The following is a 15,549-nucleotide window of genomic DNA, read 5'->3' as shown; positions in this document are numbered from 1 at the left end:
GGGAGTCTTACTGCCCACAAATAGCGGGATAAAATATCATGGGCAACACGCTCATGATATTTTATACTAACAATGCAGAACCTTTCTTATCTTCATGCAAAGAGGTTCGATGTCTCACTATATATTCCCCAATATCTTCATAAAAATTTATTTCTATTCCAACAAAGAAAGGAATTTTCTATATGACTTATAAAATGATTGTTTTAGACTTAGATGATACTTTATTACGCGATGACCATACCATTTCACCTCGTACGAAAGAGGCTTTAATGACAGCACAAGAGCAAGGAGTTAAAGTTGTACTGGCTTCTGGGCGTCCAACATTCGCAATGCGTGCGATTGCAAAGGAACTACATTTAGAGGAATACGGAAGCTTTATTCTTTCATTTAACGGTGCAAAAATTATTAACTGCAAAACGGATGAAGAATTATTCAGCAGTACATTATCTCCTGAAATCGTTCACAATTTATATGATATTAGTAAAGAAGAAAATGTATGGATTCATACATACATTTGTGACGATATTATAACTGAAGAAAATAACTCTTATACCGAAATTGAAGGTCAAATTACTGGTATGCCAATCGTAGAGGTAAATAACCTTAAAGATGCTGTACAACAACCAGTTGTAAAAGTTCTAATGGTAGAAAAGCCAGAACACTTACAAGTGGTAGAAACAAAGCTACAAAAACAACTAGAAGGCCAATTAAGCGTTATGCGTTCAAAACCATTCTTCTTAGAATTTACTGAATATGGTGTTACAAAAGGAACAAGCCTAAACCAACTAATCCAAAAACTTGGTATTAAGCGTGAAGAAGTTATCGCAATGGGTGATAGCTATAACGACCAAGCTATGATTGAATTTGCTGGTCTTGGCGTTGCAATGGGCAACGCACCAGATGATATTAAAGAAATTGCGAACTACGTGACAGATACAAATATGAACGATGGTGTTGCAAAAGTTGTAGAGAAATTCGTTTTAAAAACGGAAGTACTTGTTTAATATTTTCATTCATAAAACCTATTTGAAGTCAAATACTTCAAATAGGTTTTTATTTAAATTACAATGCTTTTGTGACTATATTTTGAACTTTGCACTATTCTCGTAGTGTAAACTTTCTTTTTGTATATAATGGAACAAAATAGACTATTTTATTTTGGAAAAGAATACAAATTTACTATATACAAGCATGCGTTAAAGGAGGCTACTTCATGTTATCTACACCAATCGGACGATTAAGAGCAATCGGCTTAGTTGAGGGGATTTCTTTCCTATTACTATTATTTGTAGCAATGCCATTAAAATATTTCGCGGGGTTTGCAACAGCCGTTAAAATTACAGGTATGGCTCACGGAGTTCTATTTATACTATTTATCTTTGCGGTAATTCAAGTAACAATCGTACACCGTAAATCAATTTTATGGGCACTTGGCGCACTTGCTGCATCAGTTATCCCATTTGGTACTTTTGTACTAGATGCAAAACTAAAAAATGAACAGTAATAGTAAAAAGGTAGTTAACAATTGTTAACTACCTTTTTTGCGTTTATATATTTAGAATTTCCCAATCAATTTCTCTTTCACCCATATTATCTAAAATCGTATTTACTTTAGAATACGGTTTACTGCCAAAGAAACCACGTCTTGCTGATAATGGACTTGGATGCACGGATTCAATAATATGATGATTCTTATTCGTAATTAACTTTTTCTTCGCCTGTGCATGGCGTCCCCACAATATGAAAATAACCGGCTTTTCACGTTCATTTAATAGCTCAATTACGCGATCTGTGAAATGCTCCCATCCTTTTCCTTTATGAGAATTCGCCTCACCTTGACGAACGGTTAATACAGTATTTAATAATAATACTCCTTGCTCCGCCCACTTTACTAAATAACCGTTATTCGGAATTTCATAACCATATTCATCTCGAAGTTCTTTATACATATTTAACAATGACGGTGGTGTTTTAATACCAGGTTGTACAGAAAAGCTTAAACCATGCGCTTGATTCGGTCCATGATATGGATCCTGTCCTAAAATGACAACCTTTGTATTTTCATAACTTGTATACTGAAGAGCGTTAAAAATATCTTCTACCTTTGGATAAACAACATGTGCACTGTACTCTTCTTTCAAAAAATTAGCTAGCGTACAATAATATTCTTTCTCAAATTCGGGTGCCACTAATGGCCCCCAATCATTCTTTAAAACTGTTTCCATACTTTCACTTCCTGTCCAATTAATTCACCATATCCTGCTTTGTAAATACCACAAACGAAATAATAAGGGAAACAACTGCCCAAACAGTTAAATTCATTAAAGAAAATCCCATCGATAAACCTTGTAATGCAGGTAATTTTCCTGATAAATAATCCGTTAATGATAAATTCACACTAAAAATATATTTCGCGCCTTCCCAAGATGTTGCGAATGAGCTTAAAATGCCCCCTGCAATTAATGCGGCTAGCATAACACCCATACCAGCTGGTGTATTACGAATTAAAACCGAGACCATAAATGATATAGTTCCGACAACGATAGCAACAAACCAAGCTAATCCATACGCCATTAAGATGTATTGCCACTGCGGAATAAGATGTACAAAATTCGTATTTAATGTCTCCTTATCAATGACGAATCCTGTTAAAACAGGCAAGTTCCATCCAGAGTATCCAAATACAAGCCCGGATAATACGTAAGCAAACAAACCTACAAGAAGCAGTATGAGTGAAATGAAAAATAACATCGTCACGTATTTACTAAGAAGTATTTTCCAGCGCCGGATCGGCCGCGTAAGTAACATCTTCATCGTCCCATCACTTCGTTCTCCTGAAACAATATCAATAGCGACAATCATTACAAGAAGCGGAATAAACAATGTAATTCCTTGCTCAATAAATGCTCTTACAAAAGTCGGTGCGCCCGGTGCCATCGGGTTAATATCATGATCTAAATAATATTGTTGTTGCTCCACTCTTACCTTTAGCCAATCACGCCATTCGTCTGGCAACCTAGAGTTATTCAAACGGTTCTGTGAATCAACAATTTGTTGTTGTAATGAAACTTTCCAATCCGTTGTACCGAGTCTTTTTTGCGTCGTTTCTATTTCACGATACTGAGCATACACAAAAAGTGGGATCAAGATTGCTAAAATAAGCATGACAACAAAAATACGTTTCTTACGATAAATTTTCTCCGATTCATTTAAAACTAGATTCGCAAATTCACGCATGCTGCTCACCCCTTGTGAGTTCAATAAATAAATCTTCTAGCGTAAATACCAGTTCCTTAACGCTATGCACATCTATCCCATTTTCTACAAAGAGTTTATTCCAACTACTTATAGATGCAATATCCATGCGGCATAGTAATCGGTCACCTTCTATACTCACTTCTCTTACTTCCTCAGCATCTTCAAGCATATTTTTCGCCTTAGAGATCGGTGTAACAATCCATTCTACACGATCACTTGCTGTTTTAATTAACTCTTCAACCTTGGCAACTGTTATCATTTTTCCTTTATGAATAATAGCAACACGATTGCATATCATTTGTACTTCACTTAGCAAGTGACTTGAAATAAATACACTCATATTTTCTTCTTTCACAAGCTTATGTATAAATTCCCTAAGTTCTCTAATTCCAGCTGGGTCTAAACCATTTGTTGGCTCATCTAATATGAGCAATTTGGGATTTCCAAGAAGCGCCTGGGCAATTCCAAGGCGCTGTTTCATACCGAGTGAGTATGTTTTTACCTTGTCGTGAATTCTTTCATCCAAATGAACCATTTGAGCAATTTCAAGAATACGTTCATCTGATATACCACCTAGCATACGGGCAAATTGTTTTAAATTTTCCCATCCAGTTAAATATGTATACAGTTCTGGGTTTTCAACGATACTCCCTATTTGACGCATCGCTTCTCTGAAATTTTCCTTAATAGAATAACCACCGATAGAAATCGTACCTTCTGTTTCTTTAATCAACCCAACTAACATTCGAATTGTAGTCGTTTTTCCGGCACCATTCGGCCCTAGGAAGCCAAACACTTCCCCTTGTTTTACATCGAAGGAAATATTCTCTACAATTGTCTTCTTTCCAATTACCTTCTTCACGTCTCGTACGGAAAGTATCGTCGTCATTTTACCCCTCCTTGTTCTAGTTTTAATTTACTCGCAACATTTTGAACTAATCGGTCTGCCATATATGTATACCCTACTTCATTCGGATGAAAATGATCGGAGTATAATAAATCTTTCCCGCGATTTTGGAATAAATCAAATGTCGGTGTAATATATACATTTTTAGCATTTAGCGCTAATTTCTCTAAAGATGCATTCCAGTCTACAACGATGTTTGAAGAACCTTTTAAATCTTCTACATCTTCAAAAGGATTGTATAAACCAAGCCAAAAAATAGGGCTATCTGTATTTAACTTACGAATTTCTTCTATTATTTTCTTCGCTTCACTTTGGAATGTCGCTGTATCAGGACGGTATGTTTCTAAATCTATCTTTCCAAGCGATTCCCAACCTGGAAATAAATCATTTCCTCCAATTGTTAAAACGATTACATCTGCTTGCTTAATTGAATATTGAGCACCACTACTCTCAATTTGTTTTAATAAGTCAGGCATTTTTGCACCACTAACAGCTAAGTTTGTTAATGCAACCTTTTGCTTATAATCTTTTTGTAAATCCTCTTTCATACGCCCAATATAGCCAATTCCTTCTTTATCACCAACACCACGTGTTAATGAATCACCTAAACTAACTATTTGTAACGTTCCCGTTTTCTTTTTCTCTTTTGCCACTACATCGGTCTTTTTTATTAAATTTGAAGCTTTCGGATTTAATACATCATTTACACCTGAAACAAAGCCATATGCAAATAAACAGAAAGATGCAATTGTAATGAGTAGAATTACTTTTACTACTTTTGATCCCATATCAAAACCCCTTTTAGCCCTCATAGATTGTCCATAATTATACCAAACGCAATTTTGAAAAGCGATTTTCACACCTTCTCCATTAAGTTGTTTCTCTATCTACTAACCCTGGTAATAACTCTACATGCTTCACATCTAATTTCTCTTCATTAATCTTTTCATATAATAATTCAAACGCTTTTATCCCGACATTTTTACTAGGATGCGAAATCGTCGTAATACCTAATATATCTGCTACCTCTTGATCATCACATCCGATAATCGTCATATCTTCTGGAATTTGAATTCCTTGTTTTTTCGCTTCTGTTACCATTCCCGCTGCAATATGGTTACAAGACACAAGAAACGCTGTTGGTTTTACAGACATACGAGCCCATTCCCTGACTACATTACGCCCATCTTCCACCGTAAAACAGCCCTTAAACTTCCATGTTTCTAACGGTGTTACGGCAATCTGTTGAAGCGAATCCTCATACGCCTGTTTTCTTCTTTGACTATTAATGCTATTACTTCTTCCAATGCAATATCCAATGTGTGTATGGCCAGCATCTATTAAGCTTTTCATACCACGCGAAAAAACTTTATAGTAATCAATATGTACACTTGAAATGTATTTTGAATCTATTTCTTCACACATAACAATTGGACCAAATTTCGTATATTCTTCAAGCTTCTCCTTACTATTTGCTCGGGAACATATAATAACCCCATCAAGCTTTTTCATTTTTAGCATATTTAGAATTTCTAATTCTCTTTCCTCACTATAATTCGTCTGACAAAGCATCATATTATAATTTTTCTGTGCTGTTTCCTTTGATATTCCCTCAATAATAGCGCTATAATATTGATCATTTACATGCGGCAATAAAACACCGATTACATTAGTTTTTCCTTTCACTAAATGAATTGCATTTACATTTTGCGTATAATTTAATTCTTCTATAATTGCCAAAATTTCTTTTCGTTTCTGTTCATTTACGTACGGATGATTATTAAGTACACGCGAAACTGTTGAAACAGATACCCCAGCGAGTTCAGCAATCTTTCTTATATTCGTCATCTCATTTCCCTCTTCTCAAAAAAATTCTCCCTTGACCTGGTAAGCTTTTCACAATATATCCTTTCCTAGCAAATACATTTTGAAAGGATATACAACTATGCTTCGATTCAAATTAGAATATATATTTTTCATTGGCGGTTTACTCATTCTTGCCATCGGTATTAATATGATGACGACAATTACTTCCTTTGGACTTAGCCCTTATGATTCCTTCTTTATTGCACTATATCAAAATTTCGGCATAAGTATTGGTTTTTGGATTTTCATGATTAACTTTGTTTTTACCCTTATCGTACTCTTTTGGGACAAAAAACAAATTACAATCGGCACAATTGTAACGATGATTCTTATTTCTCTTTTTGTTGATTGGGTTAGTTCTATTACAACTATTATGGACGCTATCCGCTCTCTTCCAAAATATATAACACTTATTTGTGGAAATCTATTCATCGGAGCCGGAATCGGCCTTTACGTCTCTACAAACCTTTGCGCAGCACCCCAAGAGGCTTTCGTTTTAACTGTTGCTGAGAAAAAGAAATGGACATTTAGAAGAACAGAAATTTCATTAGCTTTTTTATTTTTAACATTAAGCTTCTTATTGGATGGGCCAATCTATTTTGGAACAATTATCTTATCCTTTACAACAGGTTGGATTATTCAAGCATTTATTCAAGTTGGTACGCAAATTTTAAATGAAAAAAACCTATTAAGCAAGCCGCTTAATAGGTTTTTTTCATTTTATCCCGCTATTTGTGGGCAGTAAAACTCCCACCTCAAAATCCAACGAATACAAAGAAGTTAGGCGGGAGATAACTGCCCCTAAATGCCCGCTTGGTGCGGGCTGATAATCAGTGGGGGATGAACAACCCCCCCACTGATTAAAGTTTCACTTTATGATAAGAGATACTACTTAGCATCTCCTTCAATTCGATAGTTTGCTTTCAAACAATCTATTTCTTCATACGATTGCAATGTATGTAGAATGTAATCGTAATCTGCAAGAGAAGCACGATGCGTTACAATTACGATTTCTGCTTTCCCTTTCTCTTCAAGCGGCATTTGAATAATCTTTTCAAAGCTAACACCGCGCTCTGAGAACAATGACGTGATTTTTGCAAACACACCAATTTCATCTTTCACATGTAGTCTTAAAAACTTTTTCACAACAATTTCATCTGGTTCTTTTAATACTTTTTTATACTGAGGAGATACCGCACTATTTCCGTTTACACCTAACCTAATATTTTGCATTACAGCAACTAGATCCGACACAACAGCTGTCGCTGTCGGTAAGCTTCCTGCTCCCGGTCCATAAAACATCGTTTCTCCTACCGCTTCACCATACACATACACAGCATTATATTCATTTTGCACTGCCGCAAGAGGATGTGTATTTGGAAGTAACGTTGGTTCAACTGTAACCTCTAATTTTTCACCATCTCGCTTTGCAAGACCAATTAATTTAATTGTATAGCCTAAGCTCTTACTATATTCAATATCTTCTGCTGTAATAGAAGTAATTCCTTTTACCTTCACATCCCCAAGCTCTACATTTGTAGAGAAACCGAGAGTAGCCAAAATCGTCATTTTCCTTGCTGCATCTAAACCTTCTACGTCTGATGTTGGATCTGCTTCTGCAAATCCAAGCTGCTGAGCTTCTTTTAACACGTCGTTATATGCTCTCCCTTCGTCTGACATTTTCGTCAAAATAAAATTTGTCGTTCCATTTACAATTCCCATTACTTTCGTAATAAGATCTGAAGAAAGTCCTTCTACGATGCTTCGTAAAATCGGAATTCCTCCGGCTACACTTGCTTCATAAAACAGATCAGCCTTATTATCCTTTGCTACCGCTAATAATTCCGCTCCGTGTAACGCCATTAAATCTTTATTTGCAGTCACAACGTGCTTCCCACTTTGTAAAGCTTGTAAAATATATGCTTTTGCATCATCAATGCCGCCCATTACTTCGATGACAACATCAATATTAGGATTATCTAAAATTTCATTCACATCTTGTGTTAATAGAGTAGAAGGTACTTCTACCTCTCTCTCTTTCTCAATGTTTTGCACTAGTACTTTCGTTACTTTCACAGGACAACCTACTTGGTGTATGAGTCGTTCTTGATGATCTGTAATAATACGAACTACACCGCTACCAACTGTCCCAAGACCTAATAAACCAACTTGAATTTCTTTCATAATACTGTCCACCCCTCAAAAATTGTGTTTAGATGAAATTATATGAGTAAAAAATCTGAAAAACAATGTTTTTTGAACATTCGGAAAAATATAAGTTAATCTTTACAAAGAAAACGTTGCCACGTGTTACACAATCTTTTTTTATAATACATAAGGGGTTTCTTGATACACGTAATAATTCAACCAATTAGAGAATAATAAATTCCCATGACTTCTCCACCTAACAAGCGGCTTCTCATCTGGATTATTATGTTTAAAGTAATTTCTTGGCACATCAATATTTAATCCTTTTTGGCAGTCCCGTTCGTATTCTTGCTTTAACGTATCACAACTATATTCACTATGTCCGAGTGCAAAAACTTGCCTTCCCTCTTGCCCAATAACAAGATGAACACCCGCTTCTTCAGAATTGGCTAATAACGTTAATTCTTTTACGTTTTCAATATCGCCCTCTCGTACTTCTGTATGACGAGAATGCGGAGCAAAAAATACTTCATCAAACCCTTGTAACAATTTCACATGTTGCTCACGAACCTCATGTTCAAATACACCAAACATTTTTTCTGCAAGAGGATACTTCGGCACACCATAGTGATAATACAAACCCGCTTGTGCCCCCCAGCAAATATGAAGCGTGGATGTTACATTCGTTTTTGAGTACTCCATAATACGCCCAAGCTCTTCCCAATAATCTACTTCTTCAAAAGAAAGAGTTTCAACTGGGGCTCCTGTAATAATGAGTCCATCAAATTTTTCATCCTCAATATCACGGAATGTTTTATAGAAGCTCGTTAAATGGTCCTGCGCTACATTACGAGACAGATGTGATTCCATATGAAGTAAATGAACATCTAATTGCAGCGGTGTATTTCCAATTAGACGCAGTAATTGCGCCTCTGTTTCTTGCTTTGTAGGCATTAAATTTAATATAGCAATTTTCAAAGCACGTATATCTTGCTTTTCTGCTCGCTCCTTCGTCATTACAAAAATATTTTCCTTCTGTAATACTTTGCGAGCTGGTAAATCTTTATCAATTATGATCGGCATGTTGTTTGCCTCCGACTAGCGCTGCTTCTAAATCTGCAATAATATCAGAAACATCTTCTATACCAACCGATAAACGAATTAAATCAGATGTAACACCAGCTAAACGCTGATCTTCTGCACTTAATTGTCTGTGCGTCGTACTAGCAGGGTGTATGACGCAAGTTCTTGCATCAGCTACATGCGTTACGAGCGTTGCCAGTTTTACATTTGCGATAAATTCTTTTGCTGCTTCTAATCCGCCTTTAATACCGAATGTTAAAACTCCACTAGCACCCTTTTTCAAATACTTTTGTGCTAATGAGTAATTTTCATTACTATCTAATCCTGGATAATTTACCCACTCAATACGATCATGATTAGCAAGCCACTTAGCAACAGCGAGAGCATTTTCGCTGTGACGCTCCATTCGTAAATGCAATGTTTCCAGGCCAATATTGCTAATATATGCATTGAATGGGCTCATACAGTTTCCATAGTCTCTTAATAACTGAACGCGTGCTTTCACAATATAAGCTGCTGCCCCAAAATTTTGAACATAGCTTACGCCGTGATAACTCGGATCCGGTTCAACAAGCTCAGGATATTTTCCATTCGTCCAATCAAAGTTTCCTCCGTCAATAACAATGCCACCTAAAGAGCTTGCATGACCATCGATATATTTCGTCGTTGAATGAACGATAATGTTCGCCCCATGTTCAAACGCCTGGCATAAATAAGGCGTCGCTAATGTATTATCAACGATAAAAGGTACTTCTAATTCTTTTGCTGCCGCTGAAAGTTCTTTGAAATTCAAAACGTTCATTGCTGGATTTCCTAGCGATTCTGCATAAACGAGTTTTGTCTTATCATTAGCAAGTGCCGCAATTTCATCTGCTGTTAAATTGGGATTAAAGAACGTAACATCAATGCCAAGCTTACGTAAACTTACTCCAAATAAATTAAATGTTCCCCCATAAACTGTTGAAGAACAAAGAAGATGGTCTCCACTACTACAAATATTTAAAACTGCCAGCATAATGGCCGCCTGCCCAGAAGCTGTCGCAACAGCCCCTACACCGCCTTCTAAATCTGATAACTTTTGCTCAAATGCAGCTAAAGTAGGATTTCCAATACGCGTATAGATATAGCCTTCTGCCTCTAAATTAAATAGTGCCGCTAAATCATCTGAAGTATCGTATTTATACGTTGTACTTTGATAAAGTGGCAAAACACGTGGTTCACCATTCTTTGGCGTATAGCCACCTTGCACACAAATTGTTCCTTTTCCCCATGATTCTCCCATCTCTCATTCTCCTTTCTTTTATCCCGCTACTTGCGGACAGTAAGACTCCCGCCTCAAAATTCAGCGAATGCGAGGAAGTTAGGTAGGAGATAACTGCCCGATTGGTGAAGGCTAATAATCAGTGAGGGAGGGACAAAACCCCCACTGATTAAAGTTTCACTTTATGCAAAATAAAAAACTGCCCCTTTCCTGAAAACAAGAAAGGAGCAGTTTGAAAACACGCTCTAAAGGCTCTTTCTTATCTCTCAGGATTATTACCTGCAGGATTTGGCACAATTCCGTTATACGGCTGTTGCCAAGGTTTCGTCGGGCCTGTCCCTCCACCTTTTCTTGATAAGACTATGCAATTACCGTTGATTTTATAGCAATATTTTCCTAATGTCAATTGGTTTTTCTGAATGTTCTAAATTAAACGCGAAAACTTTAATATAAACAACAAAAGAAATATATTCCATATTCATTTAAAAAAGACCTTTTAAAAACCTCGATCAATATATAGAATTAAATAAGTAGTTTAAGCGTATAGGTTCAAGATTCTCACGAGACTTCAATATATTGAATAAGCCAACCTCTCAAAAAGATACTATATATATTCAATTCATTTCACACTAGCATATTTAATCCTTTCTACATTAAAACTTACATAACGGAGGTATAACATGACAAATAAAAAAGACATGCACTATATAATCGTTCTATATGGCATTCTTTTAGGTTCTATAGTAGGAGCTACAGTCTGGTTATTTTTAGTTACGATAAATATCGGAATTCACTTTATTTGGGGATACTTACCTACTATTTTCTCTTCTCCCCCTTATTACACCATTTGTGTAACAATTATCGGTGGTATCCTCGTTGGTTTAACACAAAAATATTTCGGCACATATCCACGTCTCATGCCCGAAGTGATGGCTGAATATAAAAAAACAGGTAGAATTGAATACACTTTTGTACATAAAGCTACTTTAACTGCGCTTATCGTTTTAATATTTGGAGCTAGTTTAGGCCCAGAAGCAGCACTTGTTGGAATTATCGGTGGACTTTGTACATGGGTAGGAGATCGCTTTAAATTTGCTTTAAAGGGAATGAATGAACTAACAGAGGTTGGAATTGGTGCTACTTTAAGTGTAATTTTTAATGCACCATTATTCGGTTACTTAGCCCCGAATGAAAATGAGGGTGAACAAATTAACGAATTTTCTAAAGGAAAAAAAGCAATTGTATATTTAGCTACCACTTTTGCTGGTTTTTCCGTTTATTTATTGCTTAGTAAACTCGATAATCGTGGATCCTTTATTGTTGATTTCGGGGAAGGTTCCCTTTCTCTTAATGAATGGATCGCCTTTCTACCACTTGCTAGCATTGGTGCTATAGTTGGTTTCTTTTATTTCAAATTAGAATTCACATTAGAGAAATTAATCCACCCCTTCAAGGAATACAAGGTATCACTTGGAATTATAGGCGGTATTTTATTGGGAGTTACAGGAACTTTTCTCCCGTACACGTTATTTTCAGGGGAACATCAATTAAAAGATTTAGTCGTTGAATGGAGCCATTTATCCTTCTGGGTACTACTTCTTTCCGGGGTTTTAAAATTATGTATTACTGCCGTTTGTTTAAATACGGGTTGGCGAGGCGGACATATTTTCCCAATTATATTTGCTGGATCAAGTATCGGATACGCTATAGCTTCTATTCTTCCTATAGATCCAATCGCATCTGTGGCCATCGTAACAACAGCAATTTCAAGCTATGCGTTACGAAAGCCAATAGCTATAACCTTGCTATTACTTATGTTTTTCCCGCTCAATTTACTATTACCAATGCTTGGAGCAGCAGCGATTGGTAATGCATTTCCACTTCCTAAAAATCCGGCGAGTGCGAGGGAGTTAGGTGAGAGATAACTGCCCGTAAAAGCCCGATTGGTGAAGGCTAATAATCAGTGGGGGATGGACAAAACCCCCACTGATTAAAGTTTCACTTTATTACACATGCTGCTTTAATAGCGCGTATAACCCTTCAAAACTATGCACTTCATATGTTGGCACAATCTCGCTATTATTTGGTTTCTTTTCTGGATTAAACCAACAAGTATCAATTCCCGCTACATATCCACCTTTAATATCGGCACTTAACGAATCCCCAATAATGAGCCCTTCTTCAAAAGCAAAATTAGGAATCCTTTCAAAAACATAATCAAAATACTCTTTCATCGGCTTTTGGAATCCCGTATCTTCAGAAACAAAAATATCTTTAAACAATGAATGTAATCCTGCATTACGTAAACGTTTATCTTGCGTCTTAGAAATACCGTTTGTCACTATATATAAATCATACTCACTTTGAATTCGATTTATAAATTCAAATGCACCTTGCATGAGTTGATTTCCTTCTTCTAAGTAGCTACGATAATTATTTTCGAATAATATCCCATCTACTTCTTCCCCGTACTCTTTAAACAAAATCGAAAATCGTGTATTTACGACTTCATCACGGTTCATTTCACCTTCTTCAAAAGCATCCCAAAGGCTTTTATTAATTTTTTTATACTGCGCTTCAACCTCGCTAGTTAAAGGAATCCCTTTCTCTTCAAAGAGCATACGTAACGCCACTTTCTCCGCCTTCTGAAAATCTAACAATGTATCATCTACATCAAATAGCAATGTTTTATATTTTTTCATAAACCCCTCACACTCTCTTTTCTACAAAAACAAATTTACATAAATCGTATCATTCTTCCTTGTAAAAATAATAGGAGATATCTCATACTACAAACAGGGGTGAAAATATGAAAATCAGTAAAAATGAGAAAGAAGTTTATCAATACATGCAAATTCATCAATTCCATACTCTTTTTTCCTTTCATGTCTTACCATTTGTAGAACTACATTCTTTTCAAAAGAAAGAGATGATATGTAAGGAGGGAATCGATCTCCCTTATCTCTATTACTTAATTTCCGGGAAAGCAAAAATATATATGAGCCATAAAAATGGGAAAGTCTCTTTAATTAATTTTATTCAAGCACCTTCATTCATTGGGGAATTAGGATTAATTGGCGTAGAATCTGTTACGAAAGCGGTTGAGGTGATTGAAGATTGTATTTGCTTAGCGCTCCCTCTTAAAGATTGTCAGCATCTTTTATTGCAAGATGCTACCTTTCTACAGAAACTATGCAAATTTATTGGAGAAAAAACAATTACCCGAACAGAAAATTACGCCAAAAACTATAGTTATCCGTTTGAAAACCGATTAGCTGCGTTTATTCTATTAACGGAACAAAATAATTGCTATACCGAAAAACATACTGAGGCCTCAGAATACTTAAACGTCAGTTACCGCCATCTTTTATATGTATTAAACCAGTTTTGCCAGCAAAACTATTTAAAAAAAGAAGGCCGAACATATTATATACAAGATCGAAATCAATTAGAAAAACTTGCTGACGAGCTGAAAATATAAAAAACAGCATTAACATAAAAGTTAATGCTGTTTTTTGAGTGGCGATTATAATTTCAATTAAAATTTGCTTGCTACTTTAGCTGCTTCTTCAAGACCTGCAGTAATGATTTCTTCTGCTTTATCTGGGAATTGGTTATGTCCCTCGATAACTACCGTTTCCATGTTTGTTGCACCGAAGAAGCCCATCATGCTTGCTACGTATTTAACAGCCATTTCCATTTCAGCTGCTGGTCCTTCAGAATATACGCCGCCGCGTGCATTTAATAACGCAATTTTCTTATCTCCAATAAGTCCAACTGGACCTTCCGGTGTATATTTAAACGTTTTACCAGCACGATTTAAATAATCAATATACGTGTGTAATACGGCTGGAATCGTTAAGTTCCATAATGGGAAACCGAAAACAACTTTATCAGCTTCTAAGAATTGATTTAAATACTTATCAGCAACTGCTACTACTTTTGCTTCTTCTTCTGTTAAATCAAATCCTCTGCTTGCTTTGAATGTACCATTAATCATGTCTACGCCTACATATGGTAATTCTTCTTTATATAAATCAAGTTCTACTACTGTATCATTTGGATGTGCTTCTTTATAGTTTGCTAAAAATGCCTCGTATAATTTCACACTTACTGCTTGTTCCGCTGGGCGGTTGTTTGCTTTTACAAATAAAACTGTTGCCATGATTCTTTTCCTCCTACTACTCACTCTTATGTTGTTATATATTACTTACGAAAAAGGGTTACTCCCTTGTAATTATTGTTGCTTACAAATACATTTTATCTTTATATCAAGACAATTTCGTCCTCACATAGACGTATTTTTCCATAAAAAAAGTCCACCTTCTAAAGGCGAACTAGGTCTTACAACTTTAGTCTTATACAATTCCATTTTTCACTGCATATAATGCTGCTTGTGTGCGATCTGATAAATGTAACTTACTCAAAATACTACTCACATGAGCTTTTACCGTTTTTTCCGTAATAACTAAAACAGAGGCGATTTCTTTATTACTCATCCCTTTCGCTAATAGCTGCAATACTTCATTTTCTCTCGCTGTTAACACATCCACTTGAACGGAAGGTTCTTCTTCTTTCTCTTCCTCCGGTAATGTTTGAGAGAGAAGAGCATTTGCTATCTCCGGATGTAATTGAATATTACCTTTATACGCACTTCGAATAGCTTCAACAAGCTGGTCTGGTTCTACATCTTTTAAAATATAACCACTCGCTCCAGCTTTCAATGCTGGCAATACATGAGCCTGATCAGAAAAACTAGTTAAGACAATTACTTTCACGTTTGGATATTCTTTTTTAATACAAGCTGTCGCCTCAATCCCATCCATCTCAGGCATATATAAATCCATTAGTACAACATCAGGATTTGTTTCTCCTACTTTCACTAACGCTTCTTTTCCATTATTGGCTTCCCCAACTAATTCAAAATCTTCCTGTGTACTTAGAAAAAACGCTAATCCTTTTAAAACGACTGTATGATCATCAACTAACAATACTTTTATTTTCACAAACTTCCCTCATTTTCACA

Annotated in this window: 15 protein-coding genes, 1 pseudogene and 1 riboswitch; of the genes and pseudogenes, 5 read left to right on the top strand and 11 right to left on the bottom strand. The window is 35.9% G+C overall.

The features are described from left to right. The first annotated feature begins 182 nt into the window (after positions 1-182). Entirely contained in the window at positions 183-1,004 is an 822-nt protein-coding gene (locus CDB3_RS23590; RefSeq protein WP_128856162.1) for a Cof-type HAD-IIB family hydrolase, read from the top strand. A 209-nt stretch (positions 1,005-1,213) separates the two neighbouring features. Beyond that, on the top strand, positions 1,214-1,504 hold the full coding sequence (locus tag CDB3_RS23585; RefSeq protein ID WP_071770537.1) for a DUF3817 domain-containing protein: 291 nt from the start codon (positions 1,214-1,216) through the stop codon (positions 1,502-1,504). A 43-nt stretch (positions 1,505-1,547) separates the two neighbouring features. Here the strand turns inward: CDB3_RS23585 and CDB3_RS23580 are convergent, their stop codons facing one another. Genes CDB3_RS23580 through CDB3_RS23560 form a run of 5 tightly spaced genes read right to left on the bottom strand, consistent with a single transcriptional unit; the run spans position 1,548 to position 6,013 of the window. Further along, a complete protein-coding gene (locus CDB3_RS23580; protein ID WP_128856161.1) occupies positions 1,548-2,225 on the bottom strand; it encodes a uracil-DNA glycosylase in 678 nt (225 codons plus the stop codon). Between the two features lie 19 nt (positions 2,226-2,244). After that, the gene (locus CDB3_RS23575) at positions 2,245-3,237 is read right to left on the bottom strand and encodes a DUF2705 family protein (RefSeq protein ID WP_128856160.1); all 993 of its coding nucleotides are present in this window, start codon (positions 3,235-3,237) and stop codon (positions 2,245-2,247) included. Further along, positions 3,230-4,147: an ABC transporter ATP-binding protein gene (locus CDB3_RS23570; RefSeq protein WP_128856159.1), complete on the bottom strand. Its 918-nt coding sequence runs from the start codon at positions 4,145-4,147 to the stop codon at positions 3,230-3,232. Before CDB3_RS23570 ends, CDB3_RS23575 begins: the two co-directional genes overlap by 8 nt. Continuing rightward, positions 4,144-5,025 (bottom strand): SGNH/GDSL hydrolase family protein, encoded by an 882-nt coding sequence (locus tag CDB3_RS23565; protein WP_128856158.1) that lies wholly within the window; start codon positions 5,023-5,025, stop codon positions 4,144-4,146. The genes CDB3_RS23570 and CDB3_RS23565 overlap by 4 nt, the downstream gene beginning before the upstream one ends. 10 nt (positions 5,026-5,035) lie before the next feature. Then, positions 5,036-6,013, bottom strand: coding sequence for a LacI family DNA-binding transcriptional regulator (locus CDB3_RS23560; RefSeq protein ID WP_128856157.1), 978 nt, complete (start codon positions 6,011-6,013; stop codon positions 5,036-5,038). Positions 6,014-6,110: 97 nt separating this feature from the next. Between CDB3_RS23560 and CDB3_RS23555 the strand changes: the two are divergent. Continuing rightward, positions 6,111-6,736, top strand: a pseudogene (locus tag CDB3_RS23555) (YczE/YyaS/YitT family protein). 183 nt (positions 6,737-6,919) lie between these two features. On the opposite strand, the gene CDB3_RS23550 reads toward CDB3_RS23555, so the two are convergent. The 3 genes from CDB3_RS23550 to CDB3_RS23540 all read right to left on the bottom strand — a co-directional run bounded on the left by CDB3_RS23550 (position 6,920) and on the right by CDB3_RS23540 (position 10,544). Continuing rightward, positions 6,920-8,215, bottom strand: coding sequence for a homoserine dehydrogenase (locus tag CDB3_RS23550; protein ID WP_097831414.1), 1,296 nt, complete (start codon positions 8,213-8,215; stop codon positions 6,920-6,922). Between the two features lie 141 nt (positions 8,216-8,356). After that, positions 8,357-9,262 carry a homoserine O-acetyltransferase MetA gene (gene metA / locus CDB3_RS23545; RefSeq protein ID WP_128856156.1) on the bottom strand — a complete coding sequence of 302 codons (906 nt, stop codon included), beginning with the start codon at positions 9,260-9,262 and terminating at the stop codon, positions 8,357-8,359. Continuing rightward, complete coding sequence (locus CDB3_RS23540) at positions 9,246-10,544, bottom strand: bifunctional O-acetylhomoserine aminocarboxypropyltransferase/cysteine synthase (RefSeq protein ID WP_098268603.1); 1,299 nt, start codon at positions 10,542-10,544, stop codon at positions 9,246-9,248. Before CDB3_RS23540 ends, metA begins: the two co-directional genes overlap by 17 nt. Before the next feature lie 235 nt (positions 10,545-10,779). Continuing rightward, a riboswitch (SAM riboswitch) is annotated at positions 10,780-10,884 on the bottom strand. A 319-nt stretch (positions 10,885-11,203) separates the two neighbouring features. Here CDB3_RS23540 and CDB3_RS23535 point away from each other — a divergent pair. Next, complete coding sequence (locus CDB3_RS23535; RefSeq protein WP_128856155.1) at positions 11,204-12,448, top strand: chloride channel protein; 1,245 nt, start codon at positions 11,204-11,206, stop codon at positions 12,446-12,448. An 81-nt stretch (positions 12,449-12,529) separates the two neighbouring features. Here the strand turns inward: CDB3_RS23535 and CDB3_RS23530 are convergent, their stop codons facing one another. After that, a complete protein-coding gene (locus tag CDB3_RS23530; RefSeq protein ID WP_128856154.1) occupies positions 12,530-13,225 on the bottom strand; it encodes a YjjG family noncanonical pyrimidine nucleotidase in 696 nt (231 codons plus the stop codon). A 107-nt stretch (positions 13,226-13,332) separates the two neighbouring features. On the opposite strand from CDB3_RS23530, the gene CDB3_RS23525 reads away from it, so the two are divergent. After that, a complete protein-coding gene (locus CDB3_RS23525) occupies positions 13,333-14,004 on the top strand; it encodes a transcriptional regulator YeiL (protein ID WP_128856153.1) in 672 nt (223 codons plus the stop codon). A gap of 57 nt (positions 14,005-14,061) precedes the next feature. Here CDB3_RS23525 and CDB3_RS23520 read toward each other — a convergent pair whose 3' ends face one another. Then, positions 14,062-14,688: an FMN-dependent NADH-azoreductase gene (locus CDB3_RS23520; protein ID WP_128856152.1), complete on the bottom strand. Its 627-nt coding sequence runs from the start codon at positions 14,686-14,688 to the stop codon at positions 14,062-14,064. Between the two features lie 193 nt (positions 14,689-14,881). Then, the gene (locus CDB3_RS23515) at positions 14,882-15,529 is read right to left on the bottom strand and encodes a response regulator (RefSeq protein WP_097831407.1); all 648 of its coding nucleotides are present in this window, start codon (positions 15,527-15,529) and stop codon (positions 14,882-14,884) included. Positions 15,530-15,549: the final 20 nt, after the last annotated feature.

The organism is Bacillus sp. CDB3 (assembly GCF_002081505.1).
Classification (GTDB): Bacteria; Bacillota; Bacilli; order Bacillales; family Bacillaceae_G; genus Bacillus_A; species Bacillus_A cereus_AT.
The sequence above is the reverse complement of the archived record's forward strand: the minus strand, read 5'-3'. Positions and strand labels throughout refer to the sequence as shown.